Below are 20,413 nucleotides of genomic sequence, written 5' to 3'. Positions count from 1 at the left end.
TTGAAGACTTTTGCCCATCCCATGAAATCGGCTGCTCCCGCAGCGAAATCTGCAGCCCGCGTGCTGATGTTGACTGCGTTGACGGCATCGCTGGCCGCCTGCTCCATGTTCAGCGGCAAGGACAAGCCCAAGCCTATGGATTTGGGTCCTAACCCCGCCAAGATTGCGGTGCATCAGGCGTGGACTGTCAAGCTGGGCAGCGAAGTGCCTTTGGCCATGCCGGCTCTGGTGCAGGGCAATAACGTGACCGTGGTGACCAAGGATGGCAGCGTCACGACGCTGGATGGCAGCACGGGCAGCCAGGTGGGCAAGTTCAACGTGGGCGAAGCGCTGACCACGGGCGTTGGCAGTGATGGCCAGCGCACCGCTGTCGTCACACGCAGCAACCAGCTCATGGTGTTTGCGGAAGGCAAGCAGCTGTGGAAGCAGACGTTGAATGCCGCGGTTTATACGCCACCGCTGGTGGCTGGTGGCCGCGTGTTTGTGATGTCTGCGGATCGCTCGCTGGCCGCATTTGATGGCAATAACGGCCGCGAGTTGTGGTCGGTTGAAGGCCCCAGCAACGAACCGCTTATTTTGCGGCAGCCCGGCGTTTTGCAGGCTGTTGGTAATAATCTGGTTGTAGGCGTCTCTGGCCGTCTGGCCGGAGTTGATCCTGACAATGGTTCCGTGCGCTGGATGGCGCCTCTGGCCGCACCGCGTGGCACGAACGATGTGGAGCGACTGGTTGATCTGGTAGGCCCCGTCAGCCGTGTTGACGGCAGTGTCTGTGCTCGCGCGTTCCAGGCGTCGGTTGGCTGTGTGGATGTCAGCAATGCCAACGTGCGCTGGACTCAAAGCTCCAAGGGCAGTGATGGCGTGGCTGGCGATGCGCAGGCCGTGTTTGGCGCTGAAAGCAATGGCACGGTGCAGGCATGGAGCCGCAATGATGGTCAGCGCCTGTGGTCCATTGACAAATTGCAGTACCGCAAGCTGACCGCACCACTGGTGCTGGGCCGCTCGGTGGTGCTGGCTGATGATTTTGGGACAGTGCACATGCTCTCGCGTGAAGATGGCTCTGCACTGGCCCGTTTGGAAACTGACAAGGCGGGAGTCGCCACGTCGCCGGTTGTCGCTGCCAATACTTTGGTCGTCGTCAGCCGTAGCGGCACGGTGTATGGCTTCAAGCCTGATTGATAGATTGTTTTTGGAATGAAGCCAGTTATTGCCCTGGTAGGGCGCCCCAATGTGGGCAAGTCGACGCTGTTCAATCGACTCACCAAGTCGAGAGATGCCATCGTCGCTGACTTTGCAGGGCTGACGCGTGACCGCCATTACGGCCAGGGTCGTCAGGGCAAGCATGAGTACATCGTCATCGATACCGGTGGTTTCGAGCCTGACGCATCGCGCGGCATCTTCAAGGAGATGGCAAAGCAGACGCAGCAGGCAGTCGCCGAAGCCGATGTGGTGATCTTTGTGCTGGATGCCCGTGCCGGTCTTGCCGGTCAGGACCATGAGATCGCCAATTACCTGCGCCGTCTGGGGAAGCCCACGCTGCTGGTGGCCAACAAGGCCGAAGGCATGAAGGACGGCCTTCAGCTCACTGAGTTCTATGAACTGGGTCTGGGCGAGGTTCAGGCGGTGTCTGCGGCTCATGGCCAAGGTGTGCGCGATCTGGTTGATATGGCTCTGGGTCTGCTCAATCTGCCAGAGCCTGAAGAAGAAGTCTTTGGAGATGATGACCAGCGCCCCGTGCGTTTGGCCGTTGCTGGTCGCCCCAATGCAGGCAAGTCCACACTGATCAACACCTGGCTGGGTGAAGAGCGTCTGGTGGCCTTTGACATGCCGGGTACCACGCGTGATGCGATCACTGTACCGTTTGAGCGCAATGGTCAGAAGTTTGAACTGATCGACACGGCGGGTCTGCGCCGCAAGGGCAAGGTGTTTGAGGCGATCGAGAAGTTCTCGGTGGTCAAGACACTACAGGCCATTGAAGGTGCCAACGTGGTGCTGCTGCTGATTGACGCCACGGCTGGCGTGACCGATCAGGATGCGCACATTGCGGGCTTTATTCTCGAAAGCGGTCGCTCGGTGGTGTTAGCCATCAATAAGTGGGATGCCGTGGACGATTACCAGCGCCAGATGCTGGAGCGCTCCATCGAGACGCGGCTGTCCTTCTTGAAGTTCGCTCCCATGCACTTCATCTCTGCGCAAAAGCGCCAGGGTATCGAGCCGCTGTGGAAGTCCATCATTCAGGCGCACCGTGCAGCCACCTGCAAGATGCCTACGCCTGTGCTGACGCGCATTCTGCTGGAGTCCATCCAGTTCCAGACGCCCAAGAAGGTTGGCGCGTACCGTCCCAAGATGCGTTACGCCCACCAAGGCGGCATGAATCCACCCATCATCGTGATTCATGGCAACTCGCTGGAGCATGTCACCGAAGCGTACAAACGCTTTCTGGAAGGTCGTTTCCGCAAGGAATTCAATCTTGTGGGAACCCCGTTGCGCATTGACTTGAAAACCTCCCATAATCCTTACGCCGACAAGGATTAACTGTTGTCGCGAAACCCTAGGGAAAACCCTTTTTTGAATGGTTTTCTCAGGGCCTGTGGTAACGTGTCGGTTTACAACAACACTCCTCGAACACGGAGAATATCGTGAGCAACAAAGGTCAACTCCTCCAAGATCCGTTCCTGAACGCACTGCGTCGTGAACATGTGCCGGTTTCCATCTATCTGGTGAACGGTATCAAGCTGCAGGGCCAGATTGAGTCGTTTGACCAATACGTGGTGCTGCTGCGTAACACCGTCACCCAGATGGTTTACAAGCACGCCATCTCCACCATCGTTCCCGGCCGTGCCGTGAACTTCTCGGCCGCTACTCCGGCTGATAACGACGCCGAAGCCACTGCTTCTTAAGTTTTTTGCGTCAACGCCCGCCGGCTTGCCCGGCGCGGCTTACCCTACGGGACAGGTATTTGAGTTCTGAATCCTTTGAACGTTCCGCGTCTGCGCCAGTGTTGCTGGTGGGCGTGGATTTTGGCGTTCCCCATTTCGACGACGAGCTGGAAGAGCTGGGCCTGCTGGCTCAGACTGCTGGCTTGCAACCCGTGGCGCGCTTGACCTGCAAGCGCAAAGCTCCTGATCCAGCACTGTTTGTGGGCAGCGGCAAGGCGGATGAAATCCGCATGCTGGCCCAGATGCACGGCGCCAAGGAGGTCTGGTTTGACCAGTCCCTGAGCCCGGCGCAGCAGCGCAATCTTGAGCGACATATCCAGATGCCGGTCAACGACCGGACCATGCTGATCCTGGAAATTTTTGCCCAGCGTGCGCGCAGCCACGAAGGCAAGTTACAGGTGGAGTTGGCCAGACTGCAGTACATCAGCACCCGCCTTGTGCGTCGCTGGAGTCACCTGGAGCGCCAGGCTGGCGGTATTGGCGGCCGTGGCGGCCCCGGTGAAAAGCAGATTGAGCTGGATCGCCGTATGATTGACGAGTCCATTAAACGCACCAAAGAGCGTTTGAAAAAAGTCAAAAAGCAGCGCACCACACAGCGCCGTCAACGCTCGCGCCGTGACGTTTTCAATATTTCTCTGGTTGGCTACACCAACGCTGGTAAATCCACGCTGTTCAATGCCATGGTGAAGGCTCGTGCCTACGCTGCGGATCAGCTTTTTGCCACGCTGGATACGACAACCCGACAGATGTATCTGGTCGAGGCTGAGGAATCAGTGTCTCTGTCAGATACCGTTGGTTTTATTCGCGATTTGCCGCACGGTCTGGTGGATGCTTTCCAGGCTACCTTGCAGGAGGCGATTGACGCCGATCTGCTGCTGCATGTCGTGGATGCATCGAATCCAGGTTTCCCGGAACAAATACAACAAGTTCAAAAAGTTCTGGCGGAAATCGGGGCAGATGACGTGCCGCAGATTCTGGTCTTCAACAAGCTGGATGCGATTGATCCCGAACGGATGCCTGCCGAGTTGCAGGATATGTACGAGCTCGATGGTGAGCCAGTGCCGCGTGTGTTTGTCAGTGCTCGCTCTGGGCAAGGGCTCGCGCAGCTGCGACAAATGTTGGCTGACCGGGTTTTGCAGGTACGTGAAGAGGCAGCAAGCGAAGAAGTTGAGGCTCGGGGCGATACGTCCTGGATGTCCTCTGACGACGACGCACAACACTAGGGGCTTATGTTCCTATTGGGCACAATGCTTGCCATGGTCCATGTCTTTTTGAAAATACAGAGACGTCTCGCATGAATTTTTCACAACGCGTCCATCGCCTGGCGGTGTTGCCGCAACGCATTCGCGGGATGTTCAATTTGAACGATCCGCGCTGGGGTCGTGGCGACAATAACAACGAAGATAGCTCCAAGCCCGATAACTCGGCACCAGAGGGGGAGCGTCCTTCGCCACCTCCTGCTCCGGAGCAGCGTCCAAGGCCATCTTCTCAGCAAGGCGGCCAGCCGCCTGATCTGGAGGAAGTCTGGCGTGATCTCAATCGCAAGCTCTCGGGTTTGTTTGGTGGTGGCTCCGGCAATGGCCGTGGCGTACCGCCTGCGCGCAACGGTGGCCAGCCCACAGAACCTTTCAATCCCGGCAAGGGCATGTTCCTGATTGCTGGTGTGGCGGTGCTGATCTGGCTCGGTACAGGCTTTTTCATCGTGCAGGAAGGCCAGCAGGCCGTCATCACGCAGTTCGGTAAGTACAAAAGCACGGTGGGTGCAGGTTTCAACTGGCGCCTGCCTTATCCGGTGCAAAAGCATGAGCTGGTCTATGTCTCGCAGATTCGCTCTGCGGATGTGGGTAGCGACAACATCGTGCGTAGCACCGGTTTGCGCGAATCGGCCATGTTGACTGAAGACGAGAACATCGTCGAAATCAAGTTTGCTGTGCAGTATCGCCTGAGCGATGCACGTGCCTGGTTGTTTGAAAGCCGCAGCCCTTCCGAAGCCGTGATTCAGGTCGCTGAATCTGCGGTGCGCGATGTGGTTGGCAAGATGAAGATGGACACCGCTCTTGCTGAAGAGCGTGACCAGATTGCCCCCCGCGTGCGTGACCTGATGCAGTCCATTCTGGATCGCTACAAGGTGGGCGTGGAGGTGGTGGGCATCAATATGCAGCAAGGCGGTGTGCGTCCGCCAGAACAGGTCCAGGCGTCGTTTGACGATGTGCTCAAGGCCGGTCAAGAGCGTGAGCGCGCCAAGAACGAGGCACAGGCCTATGCCAACGACGTGGTGCCTCGCGCCACAGGTACGGCGGCACGTCTGAGTGAAGAGTCTCAGGCCTATAAGGCCAAGATCGTGGCTCAGGCTCAGGGTGATGCCGGTCGTTTCAGCTCGCTGTACACCGAATACCAGAAAGCACCTCAAGTCACACGCGATCGTCTGTACCTTGATGCCATGCAGCAGGTCTACAGCAACGTGACCAAGGTGCTGGTCGAGTCGCGTCAGGGTTCCAACCTGCTGTACTTGCCACTGGACAAGATCATGCAGGGTGTGAATGGAGCGGCAGTACCTGCTGCTTCGGGTGATGCTGCTGCGGGGGGCGCTTCGACGACTCCTGCTGCCGCACGTGTAGTACCCAATCCCGCCGGTGACGCTCGCAGCCGCGATGCCCGTAGCCGCGATCGTGACGCACGCTAGGAGAGAATGCAGTGAATCGAATCGGATTTTTTGTCACCAGCATTCTCGTGGTGCTGGCTTTGTTGAGCTCCACCCTGTTTGTGGTGGATCAGCGCCAGTTTGGCGTGGTCTATGCGCTGGGTCAGATCAAGGAAGTGATTACCGAGCCCGGTCTGAACTGGAAGATGCCTCCTCCATTTCAGAACGTGCGCTACATTGACAAGCGTTTGTTGACGCTGGACAGCACGGACACCGAACCCATGCTGACGGCTGAAAAGCAGCGCGTGGTCATTGACTGGTATGTGCGCTGGCGCATCTCTGAGCCTTCGGAATACATCCGTAACGTGGGCTTGGATGAGTCTGCAGGTGCCATGCAGCTCAATCGTGTGGTACGCAACGCCTTCCAGGAAGAGATCAACCGCCGCACTGTGCGCGAGCTGCTGTCTTCCAAGCGCGAAACATTGATGGCCGACGTCAAGCGTGAAGTGCTGGAAACCGTTCGCGGTGCCAAGCCCTGGGGCGTGGACATCGTGGACGTGCGTATTACCCGCGTGGATTACGCCGAGACCATTACCGAGTCCGTCTATCGCCGTATGGAGGCGGAGCGCAAGCGCGTAGCGAACGAGCTGCGCTCTACGGGTGCTGCTGAAGGTGAAAAAATTCGCGCCGAGGCAGACCGTCAGCGTGACATCACCATCGCCAACGCTTACCGCGATGCCCAGAAGATCAAGGGTGAGGGCGATGCTGAAGCCGCTCGTGTCTATGCCGAAGCCTTTGGCAAAGACCCACAGTTCGCGCAGTTCTACCGCAGCCTTGATGCGTACAAGGAGAGCTTCTCCAAGAAGAGCGATGTGCTGGTGCTGGATCCGTCGCAAAGTGAGTTCTTCAAGGCTTACCGCAATGGCGGCTCAGGCAGCAAATAAGCTTTGACTTGTATTGAAACAATGGCCCCTGGAGGGCCATTGTTTATTTCGGGAGGCGTAAATGGATTGGTGGGAATCGTTGGGCATGGCGATGGCCATGGTGCTGGTGCTTGAAGGGCTGCTGCCGTTGCTGGCTCCAAGGCAATGGCGACTGATGTTTACGCAGCTATTGCAGCTCAAAGATGGGCAGCTACGCTTTTGTGGATTGTTGTGTATCGCAGCGGGCGTAATTTCGCTGGCCTTGCTATAAATACCGTCGATACTGGCTAGGCGTTGCGGGTCAAATTGGGGAGGGCTGGCAAAGCCGGTAGAATCACGTTTTTAACAGCCTCCCCATTTCTCCATGTCTGCTTGGGTCCTGCCGGATCACATTGCCGATGTTTTGCCTTCCGAGGCACGGCACATCGAAGAATTGCGTCGAGGATTGCTCGATACTGCGCGCAGCTATGGCTATGAACTCGTCATGCCACCCATGCTCGAGTATCTGGAGTCCTTGCTGACGGGTACAGGCGAAGCTCTTGCCCTTCAAACCTCCAAACTGATTGACCAGCTCTCTGGTCGCACCATGGGCTTGCGTGCCGATATGACGCAACAAGTGGCGCGCATTGATGCTCATCTGCTCAATCGCAAAGGCGTGACTCGCCTGTGCTACTGCGGCCCCGTGGTGCATGCGCGCCCCGATCGCCCGCGAGCCACACGTGAGCCCTTCCAGTTTGGCGCTGAAATCTATGGTCACGAAGGTCTTGAGGCCGATCTGGAAGCACTGCTTCTGGCGCTCGACTGCCTCAAGGGCGCAGGCGTCAAGGATGTCATCGTGGACTTGGCCGATGTGCGCATCGTGCGCAGCCTGCTGGCGGGTGTGATGGTGGATGAGTCGGTGCTGCGTGGTGTGCATGCGGCGCTGGCTTCCAAGGATGCGACAGAGCTGGCGGCACTGACCGTCGACTTCCCTGAAGCTTCGCGCGAAGGCCTGATGGCCTTGCTGCAGCTGTATGGCGGCATGGAAGTGCTGGATAAGGCAGAAATCGTGCTGGAGCGTACTGCTGGCGTGCGTGATGTGCTATCACATTTGCGTTGGCTGGTGCAGCGCCTGGATGGCGTCAAGGTCAGCTTTGATCTGGCGGATCTGCGAGGCTACTCTTACTACAGCGGCACGCGTTTTGCTATTTATGTGCCCGGTGGCAGCGATGCCCTGGTGCGCGGTGGCCGCTATGACGAAGTGGGTGCAGTGTTCGGTCGTAACCGACCTGCTGCTGGCTTCAGTCTGGATATCAAACAACTGGTGGCTGTCGTGCCCGAGCGTCCGCTCAAGGCTGCCATTCGCGCTCCCTGGGGTGATGACGTGCAAGTGGCTGCTGCCATTGCCGCATTGCGTCAGCAGGGCGAGACGGTGGTCTGCGTACTGCCTGGGCATGAAAGCGAAGTGGACGAGTTTCACTGCGACCGTGAGCTTGCCAATGTTGGCGGGCAATGGGTCGTGCAAGCCATTTAAGGCTTTTGACTAATTCTTCGATTTATCGGATTGAGATATGAATACATCCAAAGGTCGCAACGTCGTCGTAGTCGGAACCCAGTGGGGTGACGAGGGCAAGGGCAAGCTGGTTGACTGGCTGACCGAAAGCGCCAACGGCGTCGTGCGTTTCCAGGGCGGCCACAATGCGGGTCACACTCTGGTCATCAATGGCGTGAAGACGGCTCTGCACCTGATTCCCAGCGGCATCATGCGCCCTGGCGTGAAGTGCTACATCGGTAACGGCGTGGTGCTGTCCGTGGGCAAGCTGTTTGAAGAAATCGAAGGTCTGGAAAAGGCCGGCGTGCAAGTGCGTGACCGTTTGCGCGTGTCCGAAGCCTGCCCGCTGATTCTGCCTTTCCACGTGGCACTGGACATTGGCCGCGAAGCAGCCCGTGAAAAGGGCGGCGTGCAGAAGATCGGTACGACCGGCAAGGGCATTGGCCCTTCCTACGAAGACAAGATCGCCCGCCGTGCTCTGCGCGTGCAAGATCTGAAGCACCCCGAGCGCTTCGCCACCAAGCTGCGCGAGCTGCTGAACCTGCATAACCACATTCTGGTCAACGTGCTGGGTTCCAAGAACTTCGACTTCGGCGCTGGTCTGGCTCCTTACATGAAGGACGGCGAGATTCAATTCGAAGTCGTGTATGAAGAAGCCATGCGCCATGCAGAGCTGCTCAAGCCCATGATCGCCGACGTGTCGCGCGAACTGAACGCTGCGCACGCTGAAGGTGGCAACCTGCTGTTTGAAGGCGCCCAAGGCACGTTGCTGGACGTGGATCACGGCACTTACCCCTATGTGACTTCGTCCAACTGCGTGGCGGGCAACGCCGCTGCCGGCGCTGGCGTGGGCCCTGGCATGCTGCATTACATCTTGGGTATCACCAAGGCGTACTGCACTCGCGTGGGTGGCGGTCCTTTCCCTACCGAGCTGGAATGGGAAAAGGAAGGCACTCCTGGCTATGTGATGAGCACTGTGGGTGCCGAAAAGGGTGTAACTACAGGCCGTTCGCGTCGCTGCGGCTGGTTTGACGCTGCGCTGCTCAAGCGCTCGGCGCAGATCAACGGTCTGTCTGGCCTGTGTATTACCAAATTGGACGTGCTGGACGGCATTGAAGAGCTCAAGCTGTGCGTGGGCTACGAGCTGGATGGTGAAACCATCGACCTGCTGCCCCTGGGTGCCGACGATATCGAGCGTTGCAAGCCCATTTATGAATCCATCCCCGGCTGGACTGACTCCACCGTGGGCGTGACCGAGTACGACAAGCTGCCTGTGAATGCGCGTCGTTACCTGGACCGCATCCAGGAAGTAACGGGTGTGCCGATTGCCATGGTTTCCACAAGCCCTGACCGCGATCACACCATCCTGATGCATAACCCCTACAGCGCTGCGTAAGCGAGCTGGGGTTTCACTGAAATTTCAAAGGAACTGTGCCCATGTTGACTGAAGACGGTAAGCACCTGTATGTGAGCTACGACGAGTACCACGGTCTCATCGAAAAGCTCGCTGTCAAGATTCACCAGTCCGGCTGGGAATTCGACACCATCCTGTGCCTGGCACGCGGTGGTCTGCGCCCAGGCGATATCCTGAGCCGTATTTTCGATAAGCCCTTGGCCATCATGTCCACCAGCTCCTACCGCGCCGAAGCCGGTACGGTGCAAGGCCATCTGGACATTGGTCGCTTCATCGCCACGCCCAAGGGTGATATCTCTGGCCGCGTGTTGCTGGTGGACGATCTGGCCGATTCGGGCGCTACGCTCAAGGCCGTGATTGCCATGCTCAAGACCAACTATGCCCCGATTTCCGAGCTGCGCAGCGCCGTGATCTGGACCAAGGGTGTGTCGACTTTCGAGCCTGACTATTCGGTGGACTATCTGGGTACCAACCCCTGGATTCACCAGCCGTTCGAAGGCTACGATTCTCAAAGCCCTGAAAAGCTGGCAGAGAAATGGAAGGAATGAGCACCTTGCTCAGCCTTGCAAAAAAGGAGCCCTCTGGGCTCCTTTTTTTATAGAAGCATGATGCTCATCATTAAGTGAGTAGTACGTGCCTTTATTCCAACGGTTTCAAGTATTTTTAGTACTGAATGACATGCAATGCAGGCGCTAGCTGCTCCTGCTTTTGATGTTTTTCCATAGTATGAGCCAGCGCCGCTAAGGCTTCAGCTGGGTTGTACAGCAGCAAGTTCTGCAAACAGTTGGCTTGTGTGGGCAGTGGCTGCTCTGGCGCGGATACACTGCAGGAATTCTGAGAAGGTGGTGGTTGTGGGACGTCTTTCTATTGGGCGCACTGGCGCTGCTGTGGCATTGGTAATTGGTGTGGGGGCGGCGGCCTGGCTGGGTGCTTCGGCAATGCCTGGATTCAAATCTGCGACGGCTGCTTCGACTCAGGCATCGCCAGCGGCAAAGCCTGCAGCGACGGCGGCGACAACCGCGGCAGCTTCTGACGCGTCCGTTCGTCCGGCAGTCGTCATGCCGGCACAGGCATCGCGTGCCGTACAAGGCCCGACGCCTATTTTTGTGCTGAATTCTCTGGATGCCTCCATCAGCGTGGTCGACCCTTTGACCTGGAAGGAGCAATCGCGCATTCCTACGGGCAAAGAGCCGCATCACCTGTATCTGACGCCTGACGAAAAGTCGCTGGTTGTAGCTAATGCGCTGGGTGATTCGCTGTCGCTGATTGACCCGCGTACAGGCGCTGTGCAGCGCGTGATTCGTGACATCGTGGACCCTTACCACCTGCGCTTTTCGCCCGATATGAAGTGGTTCATCACGGCGGCCAACCGCCTCAATCACATTGACTTCTACCGCTGGGATGCGGCGACGCAGACCCCCACGCTGGTCAAGCGCGTGTCCACGGGCAAGACGCCTAGCCATCTGTTTGTCGACGCGCAAAGCAGGACGCTTTACTCGACCATGCAGGACAGCGATGCGCTGGTCGCCATCGACATCGCAACGCAGACCATCAAGTCCCGCGTGCCCACCGGTCCTATGCCGGCGGACGTCTATGGAAGCCCTGATGGCAAGAAGCTGTTTGTGGGACTGACCGGCGGGGATGGCGTGGAGGTGTTTGACCTCACGGGTGCTGAGCCACGTAGCGTGGGACAGATTAAGACGGCAGCGGGCGCACATGCCTTCCGCGCTGCGGGCGATGACCGCCATCTGTTCGTGAGCAACCGTGTGGCCAACACCATCAGCAAGATCGATATGGTCACCAGCCAGGTCGTCGCCAATTACCCGGCACCGGGTGGCCCGGACTGTATGGATGTGTCGGCTGACGGCCGCTACATCTATGTGGCCTCGCGCTGGGCGCGCAAGCTCTCTGTGATCGACACGGTAGAGAAGAAGGTGGTTAATCAGGTCAATGTGGGCAAGTCACCCCACGGTGTCTGGACACTGTCCCACGCTGCACGCTAAGGGAGACTCTCCCTGCTGCAATCAAACAGCGGGGAGTACTTCATGCGTGTTGAGCGCGGGCCAGCTCCCCTGAAGGAGGGTGGATGCAAAGACGTCAATTCATGCTCGCATCCGCGGCGGCTGGCCTGCCCGGGTTGTCTGTGGCTGATGATTTTTCAAAAAAGATAGCTGCTAGCGCATGCAACAAGCCGGTCTACCTGACTTTTGATACGGGGCACATGGGCATTGCCAACCTGGTCGCCCAGGTGCTGCAAAAGCACAAGGTACAGGTCACTTTCTTCGCGGCCAATGAGCCGGCGAAAGAGGGCGGTAGCAGTCTCAGCGACTTCTGGGTACCTTGGTGGAAGGCGCGTGCCGACGAGGGTCACCAGCTCGCATCGCACACCTTTGACCACATGTACTGGCTGGCTGATGTTCGCGACAAGGCCACAGGGCAGGTCACGCACTTCAAGGTCAAGCCATCGGCAGGGCCCAGAGCAGGGCAGAGCTTTGTGGTCTCGGTGGCCGAATACCAGCAAGAAATTGCCCGCGCCGCCCAGCGGCTCACCCAGATGACCGGACGCAAACCCTTGCCGCTGTACCGCGCGCCGGGCGGCAAGACATCGCCCGCATTGATTGCTGCAGCGCAGCAGGGTGGTTATCAGCATATTGGCTGGGCACCTGCAGGTTTTCTGGGCGATGAGCTGCCCAGCGATAAATACCCCAATGAACGTTTGCTGTCGCAAGCGCTCAAAAACATACGCGGCGGCGATATCTTGCTGGCCCACCTTGGTATCTGGTCACGTCAGGACCCGTGGGCACCAGCGGTGCTGGAGCCGCTGATCGTCGGCCTGCTGGACAAAGGCTTTTGCTTCCGTACGCTGGTCGAGCATCCTGCGTATCAAGGCTGGATTGCGCAGCACCGCTGAGTGCCGCGCCAGGAGTGATTTGTGGACTGGTTGATTCAGATTTTTGGCGATGCGCAGCAACGCCTGTTTGAGGGCGTGGTGCAGCCTTTTCTGTTCCACTTCGGCATGGCCAACCTGCTCGAAGATGGTTACGCCGCCACCGGCTGGCTGCTGGTCGGCCTGCTGCAGATTGCCATCATGATTGTTGTCATCGTGCCGCTGCAGCGCTGGAAGCCGGTAGAGCCCGTGGTGGACCGCCAGGCTATTCGCGTGGACATCATCTATACGCTTATTCACCGGCTGGGTCTATTCCGTCTGGCGCTGTTCTTCAGCATTGACCCGATGTGGGACGCCGTCATGGGCACGGCCCATGTCTGGGGCTTTCCCGCTTTCCATCTGGACGATCTCTGGCCGGGCGTGACGGACAACGCTTGGGTCAGCCTGCTGCTGTATCTGGTGGTGTTTGATCTGGTCGAGTACTGGATTCACCGTGGTCAGCACGGCCTGCGCTGGTGGTGGAAGCTACATGCGCTGCACCACTCCCAGCGTCAGATGACGGTTTGGAGCGACACCCGCAATCATTTGCTCGACGATGTCATTCACGACGCCATCATCGTACTGGTGGCCCAGCTCATTGGCGTAGCCCCCGGCCAGTTTGTGGCGATTGTGGCGCTGACTCAGCTCAGCGAGAGCTTTCAGCATGCCAACGTGCGTATCTGGTTTGGTCAGCTGGGAGAGCGCCTGTGGGTTAGCCCACGCTTTCATCGCCGTCACCATGCCCTCGGCATTGGTCATGAGCCCATGGCACCGGTGCGCAACAAAAAGGTGCACGGCAACAACTTCGGCGTGCTGCTGCCCTGGTGGGACATGCTGTTTGGAACGGTCAACTTTGATCTGCGCTATGACCCGACCGGTGTTCGCGATCAAGTGCAACCGGATGCGCAAGGCCAACTGCGTGACTATGGCCGTGGCTTCTGGGCGCAACAATGGCGGGGCGTCCTACGACTGATGGGTCGCGCTTAAGGCCTTCCTTCGGTATGCTTGCTGGCATGGGCTTGCTACTCGACTCTTTTTGGCGTGCATTGGCGTATTGCCTGCATAAGCGGGTTATCGCCTGGTCACTGCTGCCTTTGCTGGCTATGGCCTTGCTGACCTGGGTGCTAGGCTACTTTTTCTGGGCGGATGCCGTTCAGCGGGTGCAAAACCTGCTCGACGGCGTAGGTTGGCTACATTCCATCTGGGTGTGGCTGCAAGAGCACGGAATGAGCTACGCCTCTGAGGTGGTTGCTTCTATTTTTGTAGTGCTGGGGGCCACACCTGTGTTGGTGGTTGTCACTCTGCTGTTTGCAGGGCTCTTCATGGCACCGGTGCTGACCTCGCTGGTCGCTGAAAAACGCTTTGCTCAGCTTGAGAAAAAACACGGTGCATCTACGGTTGCCAGCGTGCTCTGGTCAGGCGGCTCCACCTTGATTGCCTTGCTGGCTTTGTTGGTAACGCTGCCGCTGTGGGTCTTTCCACCTTTGATGCTGGTGGTCGCACCGCTGATCTGGGGTTGGCTGACTTACCGCGTCATGGCTTTTGATGCTTTGGCTGAACATGCCAGCAAAGACGAGCGCCGCAACCTGTTTGTGCGTTACCGCATGTCGTTGATTTTGATGGGCATCATCTGCGGCTATCTGGGGGCCGCGCCGGGAATCGTCTGGGTTTCGGGTCTGGTGTTTCTGGCCGCATTCTGGATTTTGATTCCCATTGCCATCTGGATTTATGCGCTGGTGTTTGCTTTCTCGGCGCTGTGGTTTGCGCATTTCTGTCTGAGCGCGCTGGAGCAGATGAGGGCGCAGTCCACACCGCAGGCTGCAGACCCCAAGGTGCCATTTGCCCACGATGTCGCTGATACAGCTCAGATCACGCGCTGAGTCGGCTTGCAGGCATTCGCATTGCATGCTGCGCACCAAAATCAGTCATTTCTCAAATATGCACCAATCTGGTGCAATTAAATCGCCAAATTGGTGCAATCAAGAGTGGGGCTCAGGCAGTGCGACAATATGGGCCTGTTTGGTGCAGTGTGCGAAACACAGGTTGCTCAGCGTATCTGTAAGTGACAAATATGTTGGATCACCGTAGTGCAACGGAAGTTGGCACGTAAACTGCTTAATAGTATTTATTCTTTATTTGATCAGCCACGTTGGCAGGAGAGATCTAATGGCGAAGACCGTAGCAGATGTGATGCAGATGGTGCAGGATAACGAGGTCAAGTTCGTAGACCTGCGCTTTACCGATACCCGTGGCAAGGAACAGCACGTGACCGTGCCCGTGTCGCACTTTGACGAAGACAAGTTTGTCTCCGGCCACGCTTTTGACGGCTCTTCCGTCGCGGGCTGGAAGGGTATTGAAGCTTCGGACATGCAACTGGTGCCCGATCCCAACACCGCCAACATCGATCCCTTCTTTGAAGAAACCACACTGATTTTGCAGTGTGACGTGATCGAGCCCGGTGACGGTAAGGCCTATGACCGTGACCCCCGTTCCATCGCCAAGCGCGCTGAAGCCTATCTGAAGGCCTCTGGTCTGGGCGACACCGCCTACTTCGGACCCGAACCCGAATTCTTCATCTTCGACGGCGTGCGCTGGGGTACCGAGCCTCACAACCCCTTCTTCGAAATCGAAGAATACGAAGCGCCATGGAACACTGGAACCAAGTTTGAAACCGGCAACCGTGGTCACCGTCCTCGTAACAAGGGCGGCTACTTCCCAGTGCCTCCCGTTGACAGCACGCAAGACATGCGCGCAGAAATGTCGCTGTTGCTGGAAGCTGTCGGTATTCCTGTTGAAGTGTTCCACCACGAAGTGGCCGGCGCTGGTCAAAACGAAATCGGCACACGCTTTTCCACGCTGGTTGAGCGTGCTGACTGGACACAGCTGCAAAAGTACATCATCTGGAACGTAGCCAACACCTACGGCAAGACGGCTACTTTCATGCCCAAGCCCTACGCTGGCGACAACGGCTCTGGCATGCACGTGCACCAGTCCGTGTGGAAAGATGGCAAGAACCTGTTTGCTGGCGACGGCTATGCCGGTCTGTCTGACTTCGCGCTGTACTACATCGGCGGCATCATCAAGCACGCTCGTGCTCTGAACGCCATCACCAACCCCGGTACCAACAGCTACAAGCGTCTGGTTCCTGGTTTTGAAGCTCCTGTGAAGCTGGCTTACTCGGCCAAAAATCGCTCCGCTTCCATCCGTATTCCTTACGTGAGCAACCCCAAGGGTCGCCGCGTGGAAGCCCGCTTCCCCGATCCACTGATGAACCCCTACCTGGGTTTTGCGGCTCTGCTGATGGCGGGTCTGGACGGTGTGGAAAACAAGATCCATCCCGGCGAAGCAGCCACCAAGGATCTGTACCATCTGCCCCCCGAGGAAGACAAGCTGGTGCCTACCGTGTGCCACAGCCTGGACCAGGCCCTGGACGCTCTGAACGAAGACCGCGCCTTCCTGACCAAGGGTGGTGTGTTCTCCGACAGCATGCTGGATGCCTACATCGAGCTGAAGATGGGCGAAGTGACTCGCTACCGTCAGTCGGTGCACCCTGTCGAATACGACATGTACTTCTCGCTGTAAGGCGAGGAGCAAAAGAGGCGGCGCAAGCCGCCTTTTTTATTGCACAGTTCTTGAGGTAGCGTGGCCCATAAGGAACCAAACAGGACGGCAGCAATCAAGTAGTGAATAAACCCGCAAGCTTGGAGCGATACTCAAGGTATCGCGGACTTGCTGTCGCTGTCTGCCTGAGAGGGAACGAATGAAGAAGCTTTATGTGTTGTCGTTGTTGCTTGCAGCGTCTGGCGCTGTCTTTGCGCAGGATGCGATTTACCGCTGTGGCAATGAATACACCAACAATGTGGCGCAGGCCAAGGCCAAAGGCTGCAAGCCGGTGGATGGCGGCGGCGTCACCGTCATTCATGGCACACGTTCATCTGGCAGCAGCGCTGGCACATCCACTGCGCCGGCCAAGCCCAAACCTGCAAACTCTAGCAGCGCAGTGCCTGCGCCTGTGCGCAGCGATAACGCCGCTCAAAAAGCACGTGACTCTGATGCCCGAGCCATCTTGCAAAGCGAGCTGAGCAAGGCACAGGCCCGTTTAAGCGAGTTGAAGGCGGAGTACAACGACGGCAACCCTGTGCGCACGGCGCTGGAGTTGCGCAACCCTCAGGGCTACCCAGAGCGGGTGGCCAAGCTAAAAGCCGATCTTGCCCGCCAGGAGAGCGATGTCGCGGGCATCAAGCGAGAACTGGATCGCTTGCCCGCAGGCAATTAATCCAGTCCATGGGGCTGGTTACATCTGATTGATTGCATGAGTTCAACCGCTGACTTGCCCCCCGATGCGTCCAACCTGGAGTTGGATGAAACCGACCAGAAAAACTACCAGTCTTTAGACTGGCTTTGCACCTTGATTGCCGTGCTGGATGAGCGCGGAATGGTACGTTTTGTCAATGCGGCGCTTGAGAATGCGCTGGGCCAGTCGCGCCGCATCATGGTGGGTAGCGAATTTGCCACCTGCGTAGCCGAGCCCGCTTTGCTGGACAAGGCCCTGAGCGGTGCGCGTTCCAATGATTTCGCGGCGCTACGCTTTGAGGCCAACTTGCTGCGTCTAGGGCTGGAGCCATTGCCGATTCATGCGGCAGTCTCTCTGGCGGAGAAGGCTGGGCATGTGATGGTGGAGATGTGGCCGCTTGAGCAGCAGGCCCGCCAGGACCGGGAAGAGCGCATTCGCGAACAGGCTCAAGCCAACAAAGAGCTGATTCGCAATCTTGCGCATGAGATCAAGAACCCCTTGGGCGGTATTCGCGGTGCCGCGCAGTTGCTGCAGATGGATCTGGTCATGCCGGAGCTGCTGGAATACACCACCGTCATCATCCATGAGGCAGATCGCCTGCAGGCCCTGGTTGATCGTTTGCTGGCCCCGCATCGCCAGCCGCATGATGTGGGTGACGTGAACATTCACGAGGTGTGTGAGCGGGTTCGTTCGCTGGTGTTGATCGAGTACCCGCAAGGGCTCAAGATCCTGCGTGACTACGATATATCCATCCCCGAGTTCCGAGGCGATAGCGCGCAGCTGATTCAGGCCCTGTTGAACATTGTTCAGAACGCCGCGCAGGCACTGGGCAGGCGTATTGCTGAGGGCGATGCGGAGATCATTCTCAAGACCCGTGTCGCCAGGCAAGCCACTTTAGGGCGGGAGCGCCACAGACTGGCACTGGAATTGCATGTCATTGATAACGGTTCAGGTGTACCCGATGCCATCAAGGAGCGAATCTTCTATCCCCTGGTATCTGGCAGAGATGGTGGTTCAGGCCTTGGTCTGACGCTCGCTCAGACCTTTGTTCAGCGCCATCATGGCTTGATCGAATGCGATAGCCAGCCCGGGAGGACGGATTTCCGAATTCTGATTCCGCTGCCATAAAGCCTGACATTACAAATATTCCGAACAGGGAAAGGGTGTTGCACGAATGAAGCCGATCTGGATTGTGGACGACGACCCTTCCATCCGCTTTGTGCTTGAAAAGGCATTGGGGCGTGAAGGTTGGCCCATTCGCAGCTTTACCCAAGCGCGTGATGTTCTCAAGGCCCTGGCAGATGTAGACAGCAGTGATCCAGAGCGCCAGGCCCCGCAAGTGCTGGTCAGTGATATCCGCATGCCCGGTGGCTCGGGCCTTGAGTTGCTGGAGCAGGTGAGGGCGCAGCAACCCGGCCTGCCCATGATCATCATGACGGCTTACTCCGATCTTGATAGCGCTGTCTCCGCATTCCAGCGTGGCGCGTTTGAATATCTGCCCAAACCTTTTGACGTGCCCAAGGCGGTGGAACTGATTCGCCGCGCAGTTGAAGAGAGCCAGCGCGAAGAAGTGGCCGATGTGCAGGCCCCGGTGCAGGCCGAAATGCTGGGTCAGGCCCCGGCCATGCAGGACGTGTTCCGCGCCATTGGCCGATTGAGCCAGAGCCAGGTCACGGTCTTGATCACAGGGGAGTCCGGTGCGGGTAAGGAGTTGGTCGCTAGAGCCTTGCACAAGCACTCCCCCGTGGCTGGAGGGCCGTTTGTAGCTATCAATACCGCAGCGATCCCCAAAGACTTGCTGGAGTCCGAGCTGTTCGGGCATGAGCGCGGTGCATTTACCGGCGCGCAGACCCAGCGCCGGGGGCGTTTCGAGCAGGCCGAGGGCGGCACGCTGTTTCTTGATGAAATCGGCGATATGCCCTTCGAGCTGCAGACGCGACTGCTGCGCGTGCTTTCTGACGGGCATTTTTACCGGGTAGGCGGTCATCAGGCCGTCAAGGCCCATGTGCGCGTGATTGCTGCCACCCATCAGGACTTGGAGCTGCGCGTCAAGGATGGGGCTTTCCGGGAGGACTTGTTCCACCGCTTGAACGTCATTCGTCTGCGTTTGCCAGCCCTGCGTGAGCGCAAGGAAGATGTGCCCATGCTGACCCAGCATTTTCTGCAGCAAAGTGCGCGCCAGCTGGGGGTTGAGCCCAAGCGCATGAGTGGCGTTGCCATGAACCGGCTGCAGACTTTTGGCTTTCCGGGCAACGTGCGCCAGCTGGAAAATATCTGTCACTGGCTGACTGTCATGGCACCTGCGCAGCAGATTGCACTCAAGGATTTGCCGCCCGAAGTGCTCAATAGCGGTGCAGTAACAGAGGTGCCAGCACTGCCAGTTGCTGCACAGCCTGCTGAGAAAGTGGGGCTTGTGCTCAGTGCAGAGGCTACTCAGCCTTTCATTCAATTACCTGCAGAAGTTGAAGGCTGGCTGGAAGGGCTTGGCAAGCAAGCGCAGGAGCTGCTCGCAGAGGGGCATAACGATGTGTGGGATCAACTCTCCCACAAGTTTGAAGCGCAGTTGTTGCGTACCGCACTGGCCGCTACCCATGGCCGACGCGTTGAGGCAGCAAGCCGCTTGGGTATTGGCCGCAATACCATTACACGCAAGCTGCAGGAGCTGGGGCTGGAGAACGAAAACTTTGATTGAGTCCCCGGTCAAGGGCCCTATCTCGAAGGTGAATTTTCAGTTTTCTGGCTTGTATTTGCTGTGTTAGATGAGGCCGTAATTGCCCTTGCTCTCTTTTTGAGTGCACTAGTCCTACAAAGTGCAATTACGGCTGACGACAATAGCGTCTAGATGACGAGACAAAAATTGACAAATGTCTTGTCAATTGGATCACTGCTTTGTCCGCTGACCTGCTTTCCCCCCATCACCGGTCTGCAACAGCGCCTGACTTCCTGTCTGCAGACAGCTGGTCGCTTTTGCCGAAGATGCCGGAGGCGCAAGAAGCTTTCTGGCACACACGGTACACGTTTGAGCCCTACTTCGTTGCCGGGCGCGGCTTTGATCAGTATGCGCCGGCCTATCTACTGGGCTGGCAAGCTGGCCGTGAGCAAGGGGACAGTCAGCAGGGCTCGCCCAGTTTTGAATCTCAGGAAAACGAATTGCGCGCCCGCTGGCTGCAAGCACATGGCAGCAGCTTGCTCGACTGGGCACAGGTTAAAGCCGCCGTCAAAGCTGCTTTTCGCCGCACTGTTGCACTGCAAAAGCTGGAGGAGCAGCTCAAGCCTTTGGGTGATACCGCAAAAATGGGTCTTGCGCTGGTATTGCAGGCTGGACAGAGTTTTGCAGAAAGCTCAAGCTCTTTTTTGCGCACAGCGGAGTCCAGCATGGCCAATGATGCGCTGCGCCGCTTCTCACATGACTCTCACAAGCTGGTGGCCGAGCTGGAAGGCCTGGTTGACGGTAACTCTTTACAAAAGGCGATAGCCGCCGAAGAGCATTCAGGCCTGCTGGTGCGCCTGCGCAGGGTCTGGGCTGACTATCTGGGTGCGGCGGCTACTGAGACATTGAGCGGCGTTTTACAGCGCTTGCAGACATGGCTGGACAGAACTGAGCGCATTGCTCAGCAGGCTTTGCCGTCAGATGTCATCAAGCTGCTTAAGCACCATGTTCTGGTGCTGCGCGGTCACGTTGAGGCTTTGCAGTGGCTGAGCCGCGGCCCAGCCTGAGACATATTCAACGCATTTGGCAGCAACCCGC

The 20,413-nt window shown here is 57.9% G+C and carries 19 protein-coding genes; all 19 read left to right on the top strand.

The genetic code is table 11. The features are described 5' to 3' along the window. The 19 genes from bamB to HF327_RS03175 all read left to right on the top strand — a co-directional run bounded on the left by bamB (position 1) and on the right by HF327_RS03175 (position 20,382). Positions 1-1,176 carry an outer membrane protein assembly factor BamB gene (gene bamB / locus HF327_RS03265; RefSeq protein WP_198460395.1) on the top strand — a complete coding sequence of 392 codons (1,176 nt, stop codon included), beginning with the start codon at positions 1-3 and terminating at the stop codon, positions 1,174-1,176. A gap of 15 nt (positions 1,177-1,191) precedes the next feature. Continuing rightward, the gene (gene der, locus HF327_RS03260; protein WP_169106862.1) at positions 1,192-2,532 is read left to right on the top strand and encodes a ribosome biogenesis GTPase Der; all 1,341 of its coding nucleotides are present in this window, start codon (positions 1,192-1,194) and stop codon (positions 2,530-2,532) included. 104 nt (positions 2,533-2,636) lie between these two features. After that, positions 2,637-2,897 (top strand): RNA chaperone Hfq, encoded by a 261-nt coding sequence (hfq, locus tag HF327_RS03255; protein WP_099736322.1) that lies wholly within the window; start codon positions 2,637-2,639, stop codon positions 2,895-2,897. A 98-nt stretch (positions 2,898-2,995) separates the two neighbouring features. Then, on the top strand, positions 2,996-4,159 hold the full coding sequence (gene hflX / locus HF327_RS03250) for a GTPase HflX (RefSeq protein WP_169106988.1): 1,164 nt from the start codon (positions 2,996-2,998) through the stop codon (positions 4,157-4,159). 71 nt (positions 4,160-4,230) lie between these two features. Beyond that, a complete protein-coding gene (gene hflK, locus HF327_RS03245) occupies positions 4,231-5,619 on the top strand; it encodes an FtsH protease activity modulator HflK (protein ID WP_169106861.1) in 1,389 nt (462 codons plus the stop codon). Positions 5,620-5,630: 11 nt separating this feature from the next. Further along, complete coding sequence (gene hflC, locus HF327_RS03240; protein ID WP_099736324.1) at positions 5,631-6,521, top strand: protease modulator HflC; 891 nt, start codon at positions 5,631-5,633, stop codon at positions 6,519-6,521. Positions 6,522-6,582: 61 nt separating this feature from the next. After that, entirely contained in the window at positions 6,583-6,771 is a 189-nt protein-coding gene (locus HF327_RS03235) for a DUF2065 family protein (protein WP_169106860.1), read from the top strand. Between the two features lie 93 nt (positions 6,772-6,864). Beyond that, on the top strand, positions 6,865-8,013 hold the full coding sequence (locus HF327_RS03230) for an ATP phosphoribosyltransferase regulatory subunit (protein WP_169106859.1): 1,149 nt from the start codon (positions 6,865-6,867) through the stop codon (positions 8,011-8,013). Positions 8,014-8,050: 37 nt separating this feature from the next. Continuing rightward, on the top strand, positions 8,051-9,427 hold the full coding sequence (locus HF327_RS03225; RefSeq protein ID WP_169106858.1) for an adenylosuccinate synthase: 1,377 nt from the start codon (positions 8,051-8,053) through the stop codon (positions 9,425-9,427). Positions 9,428-9,468: 41 nt separating this feature from the next. Next, positions 9,469-9,993: a phosphoribosyltransferase gene (locus HF327_RS03220; protein ID WP_169106857.1), complete on the top strand. Its 525-nt coding sequence runs from the start codon at positions 9,469-9,471 to the stop codon at positions 9,991-9,993. A gap of 303 nt (positions 9,994-10,296) precedes the next feature. Next, positions 10,297-11,448, top strand: a complete 1,152-nt coding sequence (locus tag HF327_RS03215; protein WP_456236852.1) for a YncE family protein — start codon at positions 10,297-10,299, stop codon at positions 11,446-11,448. An 83-nt stretch (positions 11,449-11,531) separates the two neighbouring features. Then, positions 11,532-12,356 carry a polysaccharide deacetylase family protein gene (locus HF327_RS03210; protein WP_169106856.1) on the top strand — a complete coding sequence of 275 codons (825 nt, stop codon included), beginning with the start codon at positions 11,532-11,534 and terminating at the stop codon, positions 12,354-12,356. A 21-nt stretch (positions 12,357-12,377) separates the two neighbouring features. After that, entirely contained in the window at positions 12,378-13,358 is a 981-nt protein-coding gene (locus tag HF327_RS03205; protein ID WP_169106855.1) for a sterol desaturase family protein, read from the top strand. A 14-nt stretch (positions 13,359-13,372) separates the two neighbouring features. Further along, the gene (locus HF327_RS03200; protein WP_169106854.1) at positions 13,373-14,251 is read left to right on the top strand and encodes an EI24 domain-containing protein; all 879 of its coding nucleotides are present in this window, start codon (positions 13,373-13,375) and stop codon (positions 14,249-14,251) included. Positions 14,252-14,537: 286 nt separating this feature from the next. After that, complete coding sequence (gene glnA, locus HF327_RS03195) at positions 14,538-15,953, top strand: type I glutamate--ammonia ligase (protein WP_169106853.1); 1,416 nt, start codon at positions 14,538-14,540, stop codon at positions 15,951-15,953. Between the two features lie 178 nt (positions 15,954-16,131). Continuing rightward, positions 16,132-16,647: a hypothetical protein gene (locus tag HF327_RS03190; protein WP_169106852.1), complete on the top strand. Its 516-nt coding sequence runs from the start codon at positions 16,132-16,134 to the stop codon at positions 16,645-16,647. A gap of 36 nt (positions 16,648-16,683) precedes the next feature. Continuing rightward, positions 16,684-17,793, top strand: a complete 1,110-nt coding sequence (glnL, locus tag HF327_RS03185; RefSeq protein ID WP_198460394.1) for a nitrogen regulation protein NR(II) — start codon at positions 16,684-16,686, stop codon at positions 17,791-17,793. A gap of 46 nt (positions 17,794-17,839) precedes the next feature. After that, complete coding sequence (gene ntrC, locus HF327_RS03180; RefSeq protein WP_169106851.1) at positions 17,840-19,357, top strand: nitrogen regulation protein NR(I); 1,518 nt, start codon at positions 17,840-17,842, stop codon at positions 19,355-19,357. Between the two features lie 284 nt (positions 19,358-19,641). Further along, a complete protein-coding gene (locus tag HF327_RS03175) occupies positions 19,642-20,382 on the top strand; it encodes a hypothetical protein (protein WP_236024033.1) in 741 nt (246 codons plus the stop codon). The last annotated feature ends 31 nt before the right edge of the window (positions 20,383-20,413 follow it).

It is taken from the genome of Comamonas suwonensis (assembly GCF_012844455.2).
In the GTDB taxonomy this organism is placed as follows: Bacteria; Pseudomonadota; Gammaproteobacteria; order Burkholderiales; family Burkholderiaceae_C; genus Comamonas; species Comamonas suwonensis.
Note: the sequence above shows the minus strand (reverse complement) of the source record. Positions and strands in the feature narration are given on the sequence as shown.

Bases quoted from the DNA above. Each gene is read 5' to 3' on its own strand.
- der (WP_169106862.1), top strand. From the start codon at position 1,192: ATGAAGCCAGTTATTGCCCTGGTAGGGCGCCCCAATGTGGGCAAGTCG.
- hflK (WP_169106861.1), top strand. From the start codon at position 4,231: ATGAATTTTTCACAACGCGTCCATCGCCTGGCGGTGTTGCCGCAACGC.
- HF327_RS03235 (WP_169106860.1), top strand. From the start codon at position 6,583: ATGGATTGGTGGGAATCGTTGGGCATGGCGATGGCCATGGTGCTGGTG.
- HF327_RS03230 (WP_169106859.1), top strand. From the start codon at position 6,865: ATGTCTGCTTGGGTCCTGCCGGATCACATTGCCGATGTTTTGCCTTCC.
- HF327_RS03225 (WP_169106858.1), top strand. From the start codon at position 8,051: ATGAATACATCCAAAGGTCGCAACGTCGTCGTAGTCGGAACCCAGTGG.
- HF327_RS03220 (WP_169106857.1), top strand. From the start codon at position 9,469: ATGTTGACTGAAGACGGTAAGCACCTGTATGTGAGCTACGACGAGTAC.
- HF327_RS03210 (WP_169106856.1), top strand. From the start codon at position 11,532: ATGCAAAGACGTCAATTCATGCTCGCATCCGCGGCGGCTGGCCTGCCC.
- HF327_RS03200 (WP_169106854.1), top strand. From the start codon at position 13,373: ATGCTTGCTGGCATGGGCTTGCTACTCGACTCTTTTTGGCGTGCATTG.
- glnA (WP_169106853.1), top strand. From the start codon at position 14,538: ATGGCGAAGACCGTAGCAGATGTGATGCAGATGGTGCAGGATAACGAG.
- HF327_RS03190 (WP_169106852.1), top strand. From the start codon at position 16,132: ATGAAGAAGCTTTATGTGTTGTCGTTGTTGCTTGCAGCGTCTGGCGCT.
- glnL (WP_198460394.1), top strand. From the start codon at position 16,684: ATGAGTTCAACCGCTGACTTGCCCCCCGATGCGTCCAACCTGGAGTTG.
- ntrC (WP_169106851.1), top strand. From the start codon at position 17,840: ATGAAGCCGATCTGGATTGTGGACGACGACCCTTCCATCCGCTTTGTG.
- HF327_RS03175 (WP_236024033.1), top strand. From the start codon at position 19,642: ATGCCGGAGGCGCAAGAAGCTTTCTGGCACACACGGTACACGTTTGAG.